This is a genomic window from Bdellovibrio sp. HAGR004 (assembly GCF_055397015.1).
Genome location: NZ_AP029176.1, coordinates 1399467 through 1416543, shown reverse-complemented (window position 1 = coordinate 1416543; position 17077 = coordinate 1399467). Strand labels below are relative to the sequence as shown.

Here is a 17077-nt window from a genome sequence, read left to right as displayed (position 1 = left end):
CTGTCAGACCTTCGCAATGCGGATTTGCCCGACGGTATCCCCACGCCAGTTGGTGATGACCGGCATTGTGTGTTTCGAGAGAGCCTTAAATTCATCTTCCGAAAGTCCGCCCAGCTTCAATAACAGCGACGCTGTCGCCACCTGAGCGGCACGACCGGCCCCATCAGCAGCCTTCACAGCAAACGCCACCTTCTTTTCTGGCAGAACTCCACAAAAGACCCCTTCTGCTCCACCCTTAATCACGGCACGCCCCTGTGACTTTTCAATCACAACTGTGGCAAAATTGTCACTGCCGGAAATATAAAACGGGTGTGTCTTTACGGCGTGTAGAATTCGCGCTGCGGCCGCTCTTCGCGCCGGAGCTTCCTTGGGATTTATGAACGTGGACATTCCCACCGCCATGGCTTGCAAAGGCACAGCATAAGTCGGGATACCGCACCCATCCACTCCATAGGGAACCTTACTGTGATCCACCCTCATGGTTTCGGTCAGGACTTTGCGCAGGCGTTTCTGCGCATTGTGATCGTACTTCTCATAACCCGTGGGATCCTCTCCCAAGTGCAAACATGTCGAAATTATGCCTGAATGTTTTCCGGCACAGTTGTTACAAAAAACTGTGGGTTTGTGGTTGTGACGAATCATCTCGTGGGCACTCTCCTCGTGATAAGGCAGATGCGGGCCACAGACGAATTGAGATTCCTTCAAACCGGCTTTCTCCGCCCATTGAGCCAAGGCCGCTAAATGCTCTTTTTCTCCCCGATGAGATGAACAAGCCAACGCAATATGTTTGTCTTCCAGGTTGAATTTGTCAGCCGCACCGGATTCGATCAGCGGCAAAGCCTGCAGCATCTTGATCGCACTGCGAGGCATGGTTAAAAACTGGGGATGACCCCAATACTGAATGACACTGCCGACTTCATTCACGACCACAATCATCACCTGATGCAGGCTTTCCACAACAGGACCACGCAGCACTTCAATGACCAACGGCTGTTTTGATGCCATAGAGTTTCTCCCCAAAAAAGCAGCTCAGGATTCTCAAAACAACACAACTCCCAGAGAGAATACTGCAACACATCGCCTGAATGTCATAGGCGAACCGCGAATTATTCTATCAGGATACCCGGGCCCCCAAAATAAAAACTTCTTAAAGGCTCAAAATACGACAAACAACAAAGCCGACGATACGCCGGCTTTGAGTCTTCATTAGGCAAGGCCCATGAGATTAAAAGATTTTTCGAGAAATTACGTCACCGATTATTTGTCTGCTAAAACGGAGCTTTTTGCGAATTCTGTGATCACGCGTCCACGCTGAGTCTTCTGAATGAAGCCTTCCTGAATCAGGAACGGCTCATAGACTTCTTCCAATGTGTCACGCTCTTCACTTAAAGCTGCGGCAATCGTGTCGATTCCGACCGGACCACCGGCGTACTTATCCTGAATCAAGCTAAGAATACGGCGATCCATCAGGTCTAGACCGTACTGGTCCACTCCTAATTGATTAAGCGCATAGACCGCAATGTCTTTGGTGATAACGCCATTGCCTTTGACCTGGGCATAGTCACGCACACGCTTCAAAAGACGATTGGCCACACGCGGGGTGCCGCGAGAACGCCTTGCCACCTCGTCGGCACCAGCTTCGTCGATCTCCACCTTCAGGATTTCTGCTGAACGCATCAGAATCTGGCGAAGAGCATCCTTATCATAGAACTGCAGGCGCTCAACAATCCCAAAGCGATCGCGGAATGGCGGATTCAAAAGCCCCGCACGGGTCGTCGCCCCCACCAAAGTGAACGGCGCCAGTGTGAACTTCATCGAACGCGCTCCCAGGCCTTCGCCGGTGACGATGTCGATGTAGTAGTCTTCCATTGCGGTGTAAAGATACTCTTCCACATGACGGCTTAGACGATGAATTTCATCAATAAACAAAACCGAGTGCGGCTTCAACGACGTCAGAATCGCCGCCAAGTCACCCTTTTTGTCGATCGCCGGAGCCGAAGTCATTTTGATTTCAGCCCCCATGTCATTGGCGATGATCTTGGACAAGGTGGTTTTACCCAGTCCCGGAGGCCCCGCCAGCAACACGTGATCCAGAGACTCGCCACGATGTTTGGCCGCCGCCACGAAAACTTTCAACTTTTCCTTTACGTCATCCTGACCCGGGAAGTCCTCAAAACGCTGCGGGCGCAACTCATTTTCCCAGGACTTTTCACCCTCGACCGGATCCCCTTCCAGAATGCGACTCATGACAAGCCTCCTGACAAGGTCTGAAGTCCTTTACGGACACCGTCTTCAACGCTGATATCCGCTGGCAAAGTGGAAACAAACTGATCCACCACCTGGGATTTATAGCCCAGATTCAAAAGCGCGGAGGTGATCTGCGTGTGGCCTTGGGATTTTTTCTTCGCAGGGCTTGCCCCCTCTTCGATGGACACCAACTTGCCTTTGAGAGTAAGAATAATTTGCTCTGCCGTCTTTTTGCCGACTTTAGGCAAACCGGACAGGGCCTTGGCATTTCCAGCCTCGATCATTTCCTGAATCTGGGCCGGGCGTCCCCCGGAAAGAATGCTCAGGGCCATTTTGGGGCCGACGCCATTTACTTTCAACAAAGACAGGAAAAGATTTTTTTCCTCTTTGTCGTGAAAACCGAACAACTGCAACGCATCTTCACGAACATGGGTGTGAACCCATACGATGATGTCGTTCCCCAGAAGATCCTGCAAATCCCCCAGCGTGTGCGCCGACGCCAGAATTTCGTACCCCACCCCTTGCACATCAATCAAAGCGGAGTCATTCATCACTTCAATAATTTTACCGCGCAGATATCCAATCATAAACTCACCGCTCTTTGCATAATCGCTTTTTTCTTTATCTCAAAGGCATGGTAACAGGCCATGGCCAGGGCGTCGGAGGCGTCAATGCGGCTGATGGTTTTTAAGCTCAGCATGACTTTCAAAATTGCCTGAACGTCCTCTTTGGAGGCTCCGCCATTTCCGGTGACACCTTTTTTCACGGACCGTGTGGCATATTCCTGAACTTCCGCCCCGCCCAGTCCGGCTTCATACATGATGACCCCGCGGGCATGCCCCAACTTAAAGGCACTGTCGGCGTTTTTGCCCAGAAAGATTTTTTCGATGACCACCTGCTGGGGTTTGTACTTTTCCATGACCTCGCGGAAGGCGGACCCCAGCTCTTTCATGCGCAGCGGAAACGCTTCATCAGCGTCCATCACAATCACACCGTGATTGACGTGCTCAATCTTTCCGTTGTGAACACGGACAACACCAAAACCTGTAATGCGAGAACCGGGATCGACCCCAAGAATGATCAAAGAATTTTCCTTTTTTATATTTCCACTATGGCGTCGTAGATATTGCTTAGTCAATAAATCTGCTTTAGTATCAGTCTATGCCCAAAATTGAAGCAAGCACCATCGAAAAGTACCAGAGTCTCCTTGAGAAAGATCCGAATTCTCAGGTTTTTGCACCTCTGGCCGAAGCTTATCGCGAGATGGGAATGCTGCAAGAAGCGCGTAAAACGGTGACTTTGGGCGTTCAACGCCATCCGCTATTTGTCGGCGGCCTGGTCACTTACGCCAAAGTGATGCGCGACTTGGGCGAACTGGGAAAAGCTCTTGAGGCCTTGAAAAAAGCCACTTCCCTGTCGGCCGAAAATATTTTGGCGCACCAACTGACGGCGGAAGTTCATCTGGCTCAGAAAAATCCGAAAGAGGCTTTAAAAGCCTTTAAAATGGTGCTTTTCCTGAATCCGAACTCAAAAAGCGCCCAAAAAGCCGTCCAGAAACTGGAATCCCTGACGGCGGATGAGTATGATGAAGACGTCTTTTCGATGACAAAACTTCCGGAAGTGAAATTGCAAGCGGCTCCGGTTTCATCCGAGCGCCCGCCTGACTTTGCCCCGGAAGAGGTGGTGATCCGCCCCACTCCGGTGACCACCAACAAGGCCTTGGAGCGCATGCTTTCTTTGATCGACGCCTTTATTGTGCGCAATGACTTGGAAAAAGCCCATGCTCTTCTGAAAGACACCCGTCTGGAGTTTGGCGACCACCCGGAAATCCAACGCCGTATGAACACCCTTCAGGTTCGCTATAACGACTCTGATGAGGCCATTCCGCTAAAACCACTTCTGCCACGCGAACAGCTGATCCGCGAAAAGAAGCTGGAAGTCCTTGAGATGATGCTTCGCAAAATCGAAGACTACCGCGCCCAAGGTTGACCGCCTACGTCCCTATAAGTCATGATGCCTTTCTGATCAGCCATAAAGATAAAAGGCTGATCAAAAAGGTCCCAATGCAAGGCGGAGTAGTCCCTCGCAGCGCAGACGTGCTTAATGCACGTCGGAGCGAGAAGGCCGCCCGACAACGCAGTCAGTGGGGCCTTTTTCATCAGCCGTGAGGAAGGATTTATCATGTACGAAACGTCGGACTTTAGAAAAGGTCTTAAAATCATGCTCGAGGGGAAACCCTATGTGATCGTGGATTTCCAACACGTAAAACCAGGTAAAGGGAATCAGTTCACCCGCACCAAACTAAGAAACATGCTGACTGGCCAAAACTTGGAATCCACCTTCAAGTCCGGTGAGAAGTTTGAAGTTCCTAACGTGGAAAACAAAGAGATGTCTTTCCTTTACAAAGACGACACGGGTTACAACTTCATGTCTCAAGAGACCTTCGAACAGATCGCCATGTCTGAAGAAGACCTGGGTGATGCGAAGTACTATCTGACAGAAAACCTGAAAGTGGTTATCTTGTTCTATAACGAGAAAGCTGTTGCTTGTGATGTGCCAAAAGCCGTGAACCTGACTGTGGCTCAAACGGACCCAGGCATCAAAGGGGACCGCGTTACGGGCGCTACCAAGCCTGCCACTATGGAAACGGGCCTTGTTGTTGGCGTGCCTTTGCACATCAGTGAAGGCGATGTTCTTCGTATTGACACCTCCACAGGTGAATACGTCGAGCGCGTCAGCCAAAAATAAGTAACGCTCAGTATTAGGTCTCCGCAACCACTCAATTTTATCGCAAAATAAACGAGTTAAGCTGCGGAGGCTTTTTTTGTCCACTTATGTTGAATTAGAAATCCAAAGTCTTCTCAGACACGCTGATGATCTCAGCGCAGTTGCCACACAACTTATCGGCAATATCGAGTCCTCGCCGGACCTTCTTACTCTGGACAATATCAACGCCCTTTCTCGCTTCCTGCTTCAGTCACGCCATGAACATCTTTTGATTGAGTTCGTTCTTCGTCACATTGAAAACGAATCCTTCCCAATTCCATGGCCCTATTTTCTTGAAGCGCTAAGTGCTTTCTCTGACGAGCTGAATGAAAAGGCTGTGCGCGCTTTGCAGGACGGAATCGAAGAGGACCAGGCTCAAAGCGAAGCCTCACGCTCGTTGGCTCTGCGCCAGACTTTGCAGACTTTGGGCGAATGGCGCAGCAATCGCAAATATAAAATCCACAAAGACTATCTGAACAACAAACGTTCTTTGCTGGAGCAACTGATCACCCTGCGCACACAGCAACTGTATGAGCAGGAAAAGTCCCTGCTGCAGCGTCTGCAAAAACTTTATCCTGGAGACAGCGATATTCGCCGCGAGGTGAATGAACACAAACAGCGTTATGCTTTGGAGATTCTGTCGCGCCGAACACCACGTTCACGCAAAGTCAGTATCAACACCGAAGAATATTCCCCCCGGGAACCCGAAGTTGAACAGGCCCTGCAGGCACTGATGCAAAGTATGCACGAGCACGCCGAGAAGTATCCGGAGATGGCTTTTGATTTTGCCGTGGCCGCTTATATGCTGGACAGCTTCGAGGATGCACTGTCTTTGCTTTCTTTCAGCGAGGAAACTGAATCCCTGATCTGGTTCCGGCTTGAGATCCTGTTAAAGTGCCGCCGCTTCGTGGAACTGCTGACCGATCTTGCCAAAGTAGAAATACTGTTTGCGCATGATCCGGAAACTTTCTTTGCCACTGCTTATCTGCGTGCGCAGGCGCTGTGGGGCCTGGGACAAAAACACACGGCGATAGAAGTTCTTGAAGGACTTCTGGCCGCCCGTCCACACTATCGCGCCGCCAGCGCGCTTCTTAGTATCTGGAGTGGCCAGTGAAACGTGTCTTTTGGATTCTTATCACTCCGCTGGCTGTGATTCTGGTGCTCTGGGCTCTGATGGCCCAGGTATTGGCTCCGAAGATTGAAGCCTGGACGCTGGAAAAAATCCAAAGTTATTCCGCCGCCAATCTGCCGGTGAAAATCCGTGCCGAGAAACTTTCTTTGCGGTTCCTGCGTCCCTCCGCCGCCCTGGAAGGCGTGACTATTGAAGGACAAGGCGAACTGGCCGAGGTTCTTCCCAGTATCAGGATCGAAAGTGTTCGCACTTTTGTGGACATGTTCCATCTGCTGGGTGGGCGACTGACGTTGTCGGCAGTGGTCGTGGACTCTCCTCAGGCGCAAATCAATCTGGATCCGTTGCTTAAAAAGGACTCCCCCTCCAAAGAGCTGCCGATGGATCAGATCTTTGCCGTGTTAGAGCAACTGCCACTGCAGCGAATTTTCCTGCAGAACATTCAAACCCAGGTCACCTCCAAACAGCTTAAGCTGAATGCGACCGTACAAAGTGGCGATCTGCTTCTGACCAATATGGGAAAGAACCTGACGGCCAAGGCCAACTTGCCAGAACTGCAGGTGAAGCTGACTGGTTTTGGGGACTTTGCCGGCTCACTGGATACTCACCTCTATTTGACCCGTCAGTCTTTGAAGATCATTCAACTGGGCGTCCGACTGGGGCAGTCTGAAGTGTTGGCCCGCGGCGAGCTGACCAACTTTGCCCGTATTGCCATCAAACCTTCCGGCGTGATGGATCTGAGCGGAAAAATCAACCTGAGCGATATCTATACCGAAATGAAGCGTCTGCGCCCGGACATCAAGCTGCCGGCGATCGGTGGTGAACTGATCACGGAAGTAGACACCAAGTTCAACGGCTTTGACGACATCCGCGCCAAAGCCGAAATCAACACCCGCTCTGTCACGCTGGAAAAGCTGGAACTGGGTGACGCCCGTATTCAGGGTGAATACCACAATGGAGTCATTGGACTTTCAGAGATGGAAGTGCACCACCCGGCGGGTGAAGCCACTCTGACAAAATCGCAGTTACAGCTGGATGGCAATTACGGATTTAAGTCTTTGGTGACGGTTCACAGCCTGGATCTTTATAAACTTTTCCAGAATCTGGATCTGGCGAACATTCCCGTCGGTCTGGAGCTGGAAGGTCAGCTTCCCTGCGAAGGACAGATCCGCCCCACTTTTCAGGTGACCTGCTCTAACGCTTCCCTCAAGGGGAAAAACCTTTGGGTGAAGACTGACATCAAACCCAAAACCCCAGACCTGGTGAACATTGATGCGATGTCTGCCAAAGGCCAGGTTCAGGTGACTTTGGATCAGGTTTCTTACGCGGCCTCCGTGACCATGGGTGACAGCGCCGGAAGTTCTGATGGTGTGATTGATTTCCACAAAGGTTTTAAGATCAACTTTAAAACCGACAAGCTGGATCTTAAAAATGTGCGCAATCTGGCCAACTTAAAATTGGTGGGCACAACCAGCATCGAAGGATCCACCTCCGGGGACTCCAATGCTGCCGTCTTCAATATGAAGCTCAATGCACGCAACTTCGTGTTTGAGGATTTCATGCTGGGAAATCTTTTGACCCGTCTGCGCTACAGCAAAGGCATCTTATTCTTCGAAGACATCGCCGGCGCACTGAATCGCACGCAATATTTGGGCGAGCTGGATGTCAACCTGAACAATGAGACTTTGGAAGGTGACTTCAGTATTCCCACGGCGGAACTCGGCGATGTGGCCACGATCTTTGAAAAGATCTACCGATTCCCTCTGCCCGTCTCTGGGGCTGGCGCTGCCAAAGCCCGTGTTGATGGACCTTTGAACTTCTGGAAGCTGAATTACAAACTGGAGTCCGCCTTCAAGGATGTCACCATCGGACCTGAGGGGTTCAATCAGCTGCTGTTCAATGCCTCAGCCAAAGACGGAAACATCAATGCTGACAAAGTGATCCTGCAAAAGGCCAACTCCACTTTGACTCTGCAAGGTGGCATCAGCTCAGATCGCATCATGAATCTTTATGCTGATGGAAAAAACTGGCATCTGGAAGAATCTGACCTTATCAGCAAGATCAACTCCAACATCACCGGCAATGTGAATTTTGCTGCCGAGATGAAAGATTCCGTCAACAACCCGCAGGTTCTGCTAAAAGGTGCGATCACTGACACTCTTTTTGAGGACCAGGAAATTCCCAACTCGAACTTTATTGTCAGGGTCAACCGCAACAGTTTGGGCGGACAATTCACTTTCTTTGGGGACAAGGTCCGAGCGGACTTCCAGATCCCCATGGAAAAAGGAAGATCGCCGCTGGTTTTGAAAGTAAATACCAACAAATGGAATTATTCGACAGTTCTGGGGTTGATCGGCGGCGCAAATCTGGCCAGCGAATATGACTCCACCCTGACATCAATGGTGGACCTGCGCTCAGAGCAAGGCGACATCCTTAAGGCCAGCGGTAAGATTCACATTGAAACCTTCAATCTGAAGCGCGGTCCTTTGAATTTCACCAACAATGGGCCCATTGACATCACGGCCGACAACGGTCTGGTCAACATCCGCAACTTCACACTGTCAGGTCCCAATCACTTGCTGCAGATTCGGGGCTCTAATTTTTCCGCTGAACGGCTGAATCTGGGTGTGGCCGGTCACACCGACCTTCGCCTGCTGCAAATCTTCACTCCGTTCCTTGAGGATATGGGTGGATTGCTGCACATTTCAGCCAATGTTTCCGGCACCTTGATGAAGCCGGAAATTCTGGGCAATGCCAACGCCCAGAATACTTTCATTAAGATCAAAGGCTTCCCGCATCCCTTTGAACGCCTTTCCACGGAAGTCGTCTTTTCGCAGAACCGCATTCTGATCAATGCCATCAAAGGCCAGATCGCGGGCGGCACCCTGACCGGGGATGGCGGCATCATGATCAACGGGATCAAGGATATCCCCACCACCATTCGCGCCCGTCTGGATGGCGTGACCTTCAACGTCCCGGACAAGGTCCGAAGCAGTGGTAATGCCGATGTGCTTTTGTCAGGCCGATGGTTCCCGTTCACCCTTTCGGGTACCTTCCATGTTTCCAGCGCTCTGGTTGAAAAAGAGTTCACCGAAGACGCCGGAACCGTGGCGGGGGTTCGCCAAAGTCAGTATCTGCCAAAGCTGCTGCGTGACGGACAATTTGAACCCATTTTGCTGGATCTGCAGATTCTGTTAAATCGAAATATCGTGGTAAAAAATTCTTTGATCGATGGTTCGGTCACAGGACAGCTGCAGGTCAAAGGGGCTCCGACCAATCCGGTGCTTCTGGGTAAAATCAGCATGGAACGCAAATCCAAGATCATCTTCAAAGACAAGGTTTTTGATATTCAAAGCGGCGTGATTGACTTCAATGATCCTGATGAAATCAATCCGAATCTTTATATCTCGGCCATGTCACGCATCAATGAATACGACATCACGCTGCTGGCGCAAGGACCGTCAAAAAATCTGACCATTCACCTCAACAGTGTCCCACCACTGTCAGAGCAGGATATTATTTCCCTGATTGCCCTGGGGGTCACCTCCTCGGCCATGGATCAAAACCTGCAATCCCGTCAACAGGCCGAACAACTGGGCGTGGAAATCGGGGGCGCGGTCCTGGCAAAACCTATCAACAAACAACTTGAAAGCACGCTAGGTCTGAATCTGGCTGTGACGTCCCAGTATGATTCCACCCGCAATATCAGTGTTCCAAAAATCACCTTAAGCCGTCGCCTGTCAGATAAAATGAAGGTGTCCGGCAGTCGTCCCGTGGGCGACACACAATCCTATGACATCAAGCTGGAATATCTTCTGAACAGCAACGTCACGGCCATCGGTTCATTTGAAAGTCGCGGATCGACAGAGGAAAGCACGAATGTTCAGTCCACTCAACAAGAGTCCCAAAGTATTTTCGGCTTGGATCTAGAGTTTAAGCGGGAGTTTAAATGATATCTTCACGCCTAAGATCCCCTGCCGTGTTTTTACTAGCGACGCTGACTCTGGGCTGGAGTCCGTCGGTCTGGGCTTTAAAAAAGCCTTTGAACATATCCAACCTGCCCCAGGATCTTCAAGAGGATCTGACCAGAAGATTTCCGCAACTGGGCAAAGAGCGCCTGACCCAGGATCAGGTGGACGATATCATACGCCAGTTGCAGCTGAAGCCACAGATCAAACGCGTGCGTGTTCTGGATGATGGCAACAGTTCTCCCCTGCGCCTGGAATATGAGCTGACCCGCCGGGTGGCCAGCGTGAAAATCGTGGGCAATAAGAACTTCTCCACATCGGAAGCAGAAAATCTTTTTGGGGTTAAATCCGGAGACGTCTTTGATCAGCAGACGCTGATTGAAGGAGGCGAAAAACTGCGTCAGGCCTATCGTGATCTGGGCTATTACAATGCCGTGATTGACATCGAAATGCCGCCTGAAACTGCCGACACGGTGGGCGTGCTTGTGCGGGTGAATGAAAACAAACGCTCTTTGGTGCGAAATATTATTCTGATCAGCCCCAACGAGGAGCTGAACAAGAAGGTCATGAAGGAAATCGACGGTTCCCTGAATGATCCTTACACAGATGCGACCCTGGCACAGATTCAGAAAGCGGCACGCGAGTACCTGACTGAAAACCGCTACATCCGGGCGGATCTGGTGGGCCCCACCACGGAATTCAGCGAAGATGACAGCGAAGTCGTGCTGACTTATCGTTTGGAGAAAACCGAAAAATACAACTTCGACTATCAAGGGGTTCGTTTCCTGGCGATCCGGGAAATCGAAAATGCCCTGGATCTGGATAATTATTATTCCGCCAGCCCCTCTGTGGGCACCGAGCTGGGGCAGAAGATTCGCGCTTATTATCTGGCCAGGGGTTATGCCCGGGCCGAAGTCAAAGTGGACGAAGCTGAAGCACGTAAGTTCCAGAGGAAAGTGACCTTCCATATTGAAGAAGGCCCCCGGGTCAAAATTCAGAAATACAATCTGACCGGGCGCTTTAATCGCAAAGACAAATACTACATCAACTTTATTGAAGCCCACAGCTCTCGCACAGTGGAAAGCGGTTACTACAATAAAGAGGACATCGACACCGGCTTGAAAAATCTGATTCTGGAACTGCAAAACAACGGCTATCTGCAGGCCAAGATCCTGTCCACGCGCACCCAGTACAACAAAGAGCGCGACGCCGTCACCATCCACATCAATCTGGATGAGGGCCCTTTGACGATTGTGGAGTCCGTGACCTTTGAAGGAAACTCGTCCTTCGGGGACGAGGAGCTGCTGCAGGCCACCCGACTGCGCGCAGGTCCCTTGCGCCTGACGCAGATCGAGGACTCTATCGCCCGCCTGAAGAACTTCTATAAAGAGCGCGGCTATATCGAAATGCTGCTGCTGAATGAACGCGGCGATGTGGTGACTTATGATGAAACCAACACCAAAGCCAATCTCAACTTCAAGATCTTCGAAGGTCCTCAGGTTCGTGTGGCGTCGATCATCCTGGAAGGCAACACCTTCACCTCGGACTATGTTATTCACAAGGAACTGGAGTTTAAAAACGGCGACCTTTTAACCCCATCAAACCTGGAAGAGTCCGTCGCGCGCTTGCAAAGAACCGGCTTCTTTGGCTCGGTCGAAATCCGCACACTGGAGGAAAAAACCAACGTTGCCAACCGCACGGTTTTGGTCAAGGTCAGTGAACGCGATCCGGGCGTCTTTACGTTGGGCGCCGGAGCAACCAACGAACGAACTTTGACCCTGCGTGGATACACGGGCGTGGCCTACCGAAATCTGTGGGGCACTGGGCGCGGGGTTTCACTGCGTCTTGAAGGAAACTATAACGTCGCAGATATCAAGTATCGGGAAAGCCGCGTGGTCTTGGGTTACCTGGAGCCTTACTTGTTTGATTCCCGTGTGCGGGGACGTGTCAATGTCACTCGCTCCAGCACGGTGACAGATTTCGATATCAAACAGGTCTCTGACGTTCGTTCGACCACTTATTCTTTAGAAAAGGATTTCACCTCACGGATTCTGGGAATCTGGGATCTGTGGTCTTTGGCCACCATCCGTGACTTCGGTTTGGATGATTCCTATCCATACGACACAGTTGAACAAAACATCGCAACAACCGGCCCCCAACTGGATCTGGACTTCCGTGACAATCCGTTTAATCCGAGCAAAGGGACCTTCACCCGTTGGAATGCGGAATATGCGAGTCCTTCAATCGGTTCCAGCCCGACAATTGAATACTGGCGTACCACTTTAAGCTTCACGCACTATTGGACGGTCGGTCACCTTTCCAAGCAGCCGGTTGTCTGGGCCAATCAAGGGCGTGCCGGGTATATGAAAAACTTAAGTCCTGGGGGCGGTGTACCTTGGGATAAAAAGGGCTTCACTTTGGGAGGCCAAGCCACCGTGCGTGGCTATGAGGCCGGAACTCAGGAAGTCTTCCCGAACCGTCAGGATCTGGGGCTGACTGAAAGCGATCCGACGTACTATCTGACTTCGGATTCAACCATGTATCTGATTAAATCAGAGCTGCGCTTCCCGCTTTATGAAAGCTTGGGGGGAGCCGTTTTCTATGATGGTGGGTCTGTGAAAATTGAGGATTTAAAATTTTCAGATCCTTACCGGGACTCTGCCGGATTCGGAATCCGATATAACACGCCGGTGGGTCCTTTGAGCCTGGAATGGGCCTGGAAACTGGATGCGCGCCCGGGGGAAGAACCTTGGCGCTTCCACCTGTCTATCGGGACATTCTAAAGAGCCCAGGTGCAATCGGCCATGGCAAAGATTCCCTGAACCTGGCCGTTTTTACGTAAGGGCTCTAGCTCCAGGTTTTTCATTTCCACCTGCAAGCGTTCCAAGGACAGACGTTCTTTCAGAATGTGAGGCTCTAGCACCGCCAAAGGAGCCTCACACTGCCCTGCCAGCACAGCGTTGGCCTTCTTTAAGATCCGCAAGATCATCGCCTCTTCACGATCATACAGATGAACCCACTGACGGCAGTACAAGTCTTCGATGGTGTAGCTGGTGAACTCAAAGAAATTCAGTGATCTAAAGAACTGGGTGTGCTTGTCAGAGTAGAATTCAACCATCTTGTTAGGTTCCGCCCGCAAGCGCCCCATTGTCTGGGGAAAAATGCTATAACCATAATAGTCCAAAGCCGTTTCCACAAAAAAAGGCATGTCCTTTAAGCGGCGCCCCCGGGAATACACACGCTCACAAATCTCCAGGTACTGACGAAGCAGTTCGATGGTTGTGCCTCGCTGAAACTCATTCAACTGCAAGAAAAACGGCAAAGAGTCCTGATGGTAAGGGCGCACGGCCCAACCCTCTTGCTCAATAAACGCACATAATTCCTCTGCATATTTTTTAAAACTATCGACCGCAGACGGGGTCTTGGGACTCATAATGCACCGCAAACTTGCTATAAAACAATATATTATTTACATTTTTGACATAAAAAGAGCTCCAAAATGGAGCCCCTTTACTTGTGCCCTTGAATGATCTCGACTTAGCGAGCCTTGCTGCTTGCAAATTTGCGACGCAAATCCTGAGTCACCTCATGAATCGTTGCATTCAAAGTCACTTCGAACAAGTCATCAGCAGAGACTTTATAAAGCTCTCCCAACTTTTTCAAAGCGTTGATTGGCGGGTGAGAAACACCTCTTTCCCAGTTTGAAATAAACTGTGGAGTGGAGTATCCTAATTTGTCAGCCACGTCTCTTTGAGAAAGACCTGCAGATACACGTTTTTGCTTCAAGAAATCAGCTAGCATATTTTTTTGTCTCATGCGTTTCCACCTAACGATGATTTATTTATACATAACAAAGCGTTTGTGACAAGCCTTTGCTTTCAAAAATATCTCATCAATATAAATACATTATAGCTTATTTGATCTAAAGTACTTCCTGTTTTTTTGCAATTTCTAATCTTTTCTGTGTTTGAGATATGAGCATTTTATTGTTTTCTTACAGATAAGATATGAGAGGATGTGAGAATGCCAAACATTAGCAACTCCGCTTGGTCAGAAAACTTTCACATTACCAGTCTTTTGGTTAATCCCATGGGACGCTTGGGTCTTTATGGATTACTGAATCTTCTGCAGGAAACCGCTTGGATGCATGCGGAAAGTTTAGGCTTTGGCATGCAGGACATGGAAAAAGACGGCCTGTTCTGGGTGCTCACCCGTCAGACACTGCAGATGAAACAGTGGCCCCGCTTCGGTGAAAATCTTCAAGTGCAAACCTGGCTGCGCCCGCCGGAAGGCGCCTTTGTCAGCCGTGAATTCGTGGTGCTGAACCAACAAGGCCAGGAAATCGGCCTGTGTTCCACGAGTTGGCTGGCACTGGATCGCCAGAGCAAAAAAATTCTTCCTGCACAGAATCTGCGTCCCTGGGAAAGCCTGACCCATCCACGTGCCACGGGATTGACGCCTGAGAAAATTCCAGTGCAGGGAACTTATGAAAAAATCGCCAAGTACCGCGTGCGAAACTCCGACCTGGACATCAATCAGCATGTGAACAACACCAAATACGCGCAGTGGATTCTGGATGCCGTCCCCTATGACCTGCACCGAAAACTTCAACTGAATAGTTACTCGGTCAATTTTCTGGCCGAAACCCATTTGGGTGACGAGGTCGAAATTCACCGCAGCTGTCAGGCACCGAAACCGGAAACTTCAGACGCCGGAGTCACCAGCTATCAGGGGTTGCGTGTCGGCGACAACAAAGTCCTCTTCACCGCCCTGCTGGGATGGGAGAAAAAAGTATGAAACCTTTAAAGCCTTTCAGCAAAACCGCCCTGACCGAAAGTATTTCTGTCCACGGGAATATCTCCTCACTGGCTGACAACCGCCTGCTGGTCAAATTCAAAATCTCCGGCAACCTGGCCCTGATCCTGTGGCCCAAAGCGACGCCTCAGATCCACCGGGAAGACGGCCTTTGGAAGCACACCTGTTTGGAGGCTTTTCTGGGAACGGGGTCCTCTCCGCGCTCGCCTTATCTGGAGGTCAACTGTGCTCCTAATGGCAACTGGAATGCTTACTCTTTTAGCAGCTACCGCGAGGGTATGCAGCCGGCAGCGGAAACCCGTGTGCGCCTTCAACACCATGAGCCGGAACAGCATGAAGCTCTGTTTGAAATCGAAATTGACAGCCAAAAGCCCTTTGACTTCACCTGCCTGGGCCTGACGGCGGTGATTGAGTTTACGGATGGCTCGCTGAGCTACTGGTCCCTGTCCCATCCGGGCTCAGATCCTGACTTCCACAACAAGGACGGCTGGACGGCGCTTTCGACGCATTGAGCGAAGCGGTCCACTGAGCGTGGCGGTTTCTTGACCCTTTCTGGAGCCCAAGATAGCTTGGGCTGTTTCAATTTTCTAAATCCAGAAAGGACTTTCTCATGAAGAAACACACCGTTCGCGTTTACCCATCCAAAGAAAAATTGGATCGCAAAGATCAACTTGCTTGGAAGATTGCTGAAATCGCTTCTGACAATGCCCCTATCAAAGCTGACGTTGTTGACATGGTCATCAACCGTATCATCGACAACGCCTCTGTAGCGATTGCTGCTGCCAACCGTCGTCCGGTGGCTTCTGCTCGCGCCATGGCGATTGCGCATCCTCGCGCCCACGGTGCAACTGTTTTCGGTATGCCAAATGATCAGAAATTTGACTGTGAATGGGCCACTTGGGCGAACGGCACTGCTGTTCGTGAATTGGACTACCATGACACTTACCTGGCTGCTGACTATTCCCACCCTGCTGACAACATCCCTGCTATCTTGGCAGTGGCACAGCAAATGGGCAAAAATGGTAAAGACCTTCTGAAAGGTATCGTGACTGGTTACGAAGTTCACGTGGACCTGGTTAAAGCGATCTGCCTTCACAAACACAAAAAAGATCATATCGCTCACTTGTGCCCGGCAACAGCCGCAGGCATCGGAACTTTGTTGTCTTTGCCAACTGAAACCATCTATCAAGCGGTTCAACAAGCGGTTCACGTGTCCTTCACGACTCGTCAGTCCCGCAAAGGTGAAATCTCTTCTTGGAAGGCCTATGCACCTGCTCACGCTGGTAAACTGGCTGTAGAAGCTGTGGACCGCGTTATGCGTGGCGAAGGCGCTCCATCTCCGATCTACGAAGGTGAAGACTCTGTTATCGCTTACATGCTTGATGGCAAAGATGGTAAATACGAAGTTCCACTTCCAGAAGTGGGCGAAGAAAAACGCGCGATCCTTGAGACTTACACAAAAGAGCACTCTGCAGAGTATCAGTCTCAAGCCTTGATCGACTTGGCTCGCAAAATGAAGCCAATGATCAAAAACTTCGACGACATCCAGTCTATCGTGATCCACACGTCTCACCACACTCACTACGTGATTGGTACTGGCGCAAACGATCCACAAAAAATGGATCCAAATGCATCCCGCGAGACTTTGGATCACTCCATCATGTACATCTTCGCCGTGGCGTTGCAGGACGGAACTTGGCACCACGTGAACTCTTACGCTCCAGAGCGCGCTCAGCGTCCGGACACTGTGGCTTTGTGGCACAAAATCTCCACTGTTGAAGACAAACAATGGACTGCTTGGTACCACGAAACAGATCCAGACAAAAAACGCTTCGGTGGCCGCGTAGAAATCACAATGAAAGACGGTTCCAAAATCGTTGATGAGCTTGGCGTAGCTGATGCTCACCCAGCGGGCGCTCGTCCGTTCAAACGTGCGGACTACATCCGCAAGTTCGACATTCTGACTGAAGGTATCATCACCAAAGCAGAACGCGATCGTTTCATCGGCCTGGTTGAAAATCTGGAAAACCTGACTGCAGAACAAGTTCAGCAGTTGAACGTTCAGATCCCAATCGAAAAGCTTGTGAACAACAAACGCGACAACAAAGGGATCTTCTAGCGAAGAACTTGGAGCGGACACGGGAAGCCAAGG

General features: G+C 50.6%; 14 protein-coding genes. 8 read left to right on the top strand and 6 right to left on the bottom strand.

Annotated elements, in window-relative coordinates:
- Positions 1–3 precede the first annotated feature (3 nt).
- From ACZ5ZV_RS07070 to ruvC, 4 genes are all read right to left on the bottom strand, one after another.
- Positions 4–1005: an asparaginase gene (locus ACZ5ZV_RS07070; RefSeq protein WP_464120723.1), complete on the bottom strand. Its 1002-nt coding sequence runs from the start codon at positions 1003–1005 to the stop codon at positions 4–6.
- Positions 1006–1257: 252 nt separating this feature from the next.
- Positions 1258–2247 carry a Holliday junction branch migration DNA helicase RuvB gene (gene ruvB / locus ACZ5ZV_RS07065; RefSeq protein WP_464120722.1) on the bottom strand — a complete coding sequence of 330 codons (990 nt, stop codon included), beginning with the start codon at positions 2245–2247 and terminating at the stop codon, positions 1258–1260.
- Complete coding sequence (ruvA, locus tag ACZ5ZV_RS07060; RefSeq protein ID WP_464120721.1) at positions 2244–2834, bottom strand: Holliday junction branch migration protein RuvA; 591 nt, start codon at positions 2832–2834, stop codon at positions 2244–2246. The genes ruvB and ruvA overlap by 4 nt, the downstream gene beginning before the upstream one ends.
- Entirely contained in the window at positions 2831–3331 is a 501-nt protein-coding gene (ruvC, locus tag ACZ5ZV_RS07055; RefSeq protein WP_464120720.1) for a crossover junction endodeoxyribonuclease RuvC, read from the bottom strand. Before ruvC ends, ruvA begins: the two co-directional genes overlap by 4 nt.
- A 77-nt stretch (positions 3332–3408) precedes the next feature.
- On the opposite strand from ruvC, the gene ACZ5ZV_RS07050 reads away from it, so the two are divergent.
- From ACZ5ZV_RS07050 to ACZ5ZV_RS07030, 5 genes are all read left to right on the top strand, one after another.
- A complete protein-coding gene (locus ACZ5ZV_RS07050; protein ID WP_464120719.1) occupies positions 3409–4236 on the top strand; it encodes a tetratricopeptide repeat protein in 828 nt (275 codons plus the stop codon).
- A gap of 192 nt (positions 4237–4428) precedes the next feature.
- Positions 4429–4995, top strand: a complete 567-nt coding sequence (efp, locus tag ACZ5ZV_RS07045; RefSeq protein ID WP_464120718.1) for an elongation factor P — start codon at positions 4429–4431, stop codon at positions 4993–4995.
- Positions 4996–5071: 76 nt separating this feature from the next.
- Positions 5072–6127: a hypothetical protein gene (locus tag ACZ5ZV_RS07040; RefSeq protein ID WP_464120717.1), complete on the top strand. Its 1056-nt coding sequence runs from the start codon at positions 5072–5074 to the stop codon at positions 6125–6127.
- A complete protein-coding gene (locus ACZ5ZV_RS07035; protein ID WP_464120716.1) occupies positions 6124–10095 on the top strand; it encodes a translocation/assembly module TamB domain-containing protein in 3972 nt (1323 codons plus the stop codon). Before ACZ5ZV_RS07040 ends, ACZ5ZV_RS07035 begins: the two co-directional genes overlap by 4 nt.
- On the top strand, positions 10092–12893 hold the full coding sequence (locus ACZ5ZV_RS07030; RefSeq protein ID WP_464120715.1) for a POTRA domain-containing protein: 2802 nt from the start codon (positions 10092–10094) through the stop codon (positions 12891–12893). The genes ACZ5ZV_RS07035 and ACZ5ZV_RS07030 overlap by 4 nt, the downstream gene beginning before the upstream one ends.
- Here ACZ5ZV_RS07030 and ACZ5ZV_RS07025 read toward each other — a convergent pair.
- Positions 12890–13543 (bottom strand): hypothetical protein, encoded by a 654-nt coding sequence (locus tag ACZ5ZV_RS07025; RefSeq protein ID WP_464120714.1) that lies wholly within the window; start codon positions 13541–13543, stop codon positions 12890–12892. The genes ACZ5ZV_RS07030 and ACZ5ZV_RS07025 overlap by 4 nt on opposite strands.
- Positions 13544–13647: 104 nt before the next feature.
- A complete protein-coding gene (locus ACZ5ZV_RS07020; RefSeq protein WP_262551616.1) occupies positions 13648–13926 on the bottom strand; it encodes a helix-turn-helix domain-containing protein in 279 nt (92 codons plus the stop codon).
- Between the two features lie 207 nt (positions 13927–14133).
- On the opposite strand from ACZ5ZV_RS07020, the gene ACZ5ZV_RS07015 reads away from it, so the two are divergent.
- The 3 genes from ACZ5ZV_RS07015 to ACZ5ZV_RS07005 all read left to right on the top strand — a co-directional run bounded on the left by ACZ5ZV_RS07015 (position 14134) and on the right by ACZ5ZV_RS07005 (position 17044).
- Positions 14134–14907 carry an acyl-[acyl-carrier-protein] thioesterase gene (locus tag ACZ5ZV_RS07015; protein ID WP_464120713.1) on the top strand — a complete coding sequence of 258 codons (774 nt, stop codon included), beginning with the start codon at positions 14134–14136 and terminating at the stop codon, positions 14905–14907.
- The gene (locus tag ACZ5ZV_RS07010) at positions 14904–15437 is read left to right on the top strand and encodes a DOMON-like domain-containing protein (protein ID WP_464120712.1); all 534 of its coding nucleotides are present in this window, start codon (positions 14904–14906) and stop codon (positions 15435–15437) included. The genes ACZ5ZV_RS07015 and ACZ5ZV_RS07010 overlap by 4 nt, the downstream gene beginning before the upstream one ends.
- Positions 15438–15535: 98 nt before the next feature.
- Complete coding sequence (locus ACZ5ZV_RS07005) at positions 15536–17044, top strand: MmgE/PrpD family protein (RefSeq protein WP_464120711.1); 1509 nt, start codon at positions 15536–15538, stop codon at positions 17042–17044.
- Positions 17045–17077 lie beyond the last annotated feature (33 nt).

Excerpts from the sequence above, each read along its gene's own strand:
- ACZ5ZV_RS07015 (WP_464120713.1), top strand. The coding sequence starts at position 14,134 with ATGCCAAACATTAGCAACTCCGCTTGGTCAGAAAACTTTCACATTACC.
- ACZ5ZV_RS07025 (WP_464120714.1), bottom strand. The coding sequence starts at position 13,543 with ATGAGTCCCAAGACCCCGTCTGCGGTCGATAGTTTTAAAAAATATGCA.
- efp (WP_464120718.1), top strand. The coding sequence starts at position 4,429 with ATGTACGAAACGTCGGACTTTAGAAAAGGTCTTAAAATCATGCTCGAG.
- ACZ5ZV_RS07050 (WP_464120719.1), top strand. The coding sequence starts at position 3,409 with ATGCCCAAAATTGAAGCAAGCACCATCGAAAAGTACCAGAGTCTCCTT.
- ACZ5ZV_RS07005 (WP_464120711.1), top strand. The coding sequence starts at position 15,536 with ATGAAGAAACACACCGTTCGCGTTTACCCATCCAAAGAAAAATTGGAT.
- ACZ5ZV_RS07030 (WP_464120715.1), top strand. The coding sequence starts at position 10,092 with ATGATATCTTCACGCCTAAGATCCCCTGCCGTGTTTTTACTAGCGACG.
- ACZ5ZV_RS07070 (WP_464120723.1), bottom strand. The coding sequence starts at position 1,005 with ATGGCATCAAAACAGCCGTTGGTCATTGAAGTGCTGCGTGGTCCTGTT.
- ruvB (WP_464120722.1), bottom strand. The coding sequence starts at position 2,247 with ATGAGTCGCATTCTGGAAGGGGATCCGGTCGAGGGTGAAAAGTCCTGG.
- ACZ5ZV_RS07020 (WP_262551616.1), bottom strand. The coding sequence starts at position 13,926 with ATGAGACAAAAAAATATGCTAGCTGATTTCTTGAAGCAAAAACGTGTA.
- ACZ5ZV_RS07010 (WP_464120712.1), top strand. The coding sequence starts at position 14,904 with ATGAAACCTTTAAAGCCTTTCAGCAAAACCGCCCTGACCGAAAGTATT.
- ruvA (WP_464120721.1), bottom strand. The coding sequence starts at position 2,834 with ATGATTGGATATCTGCGCGGTAAAATTATTGAAGTGATGAATGACTCC.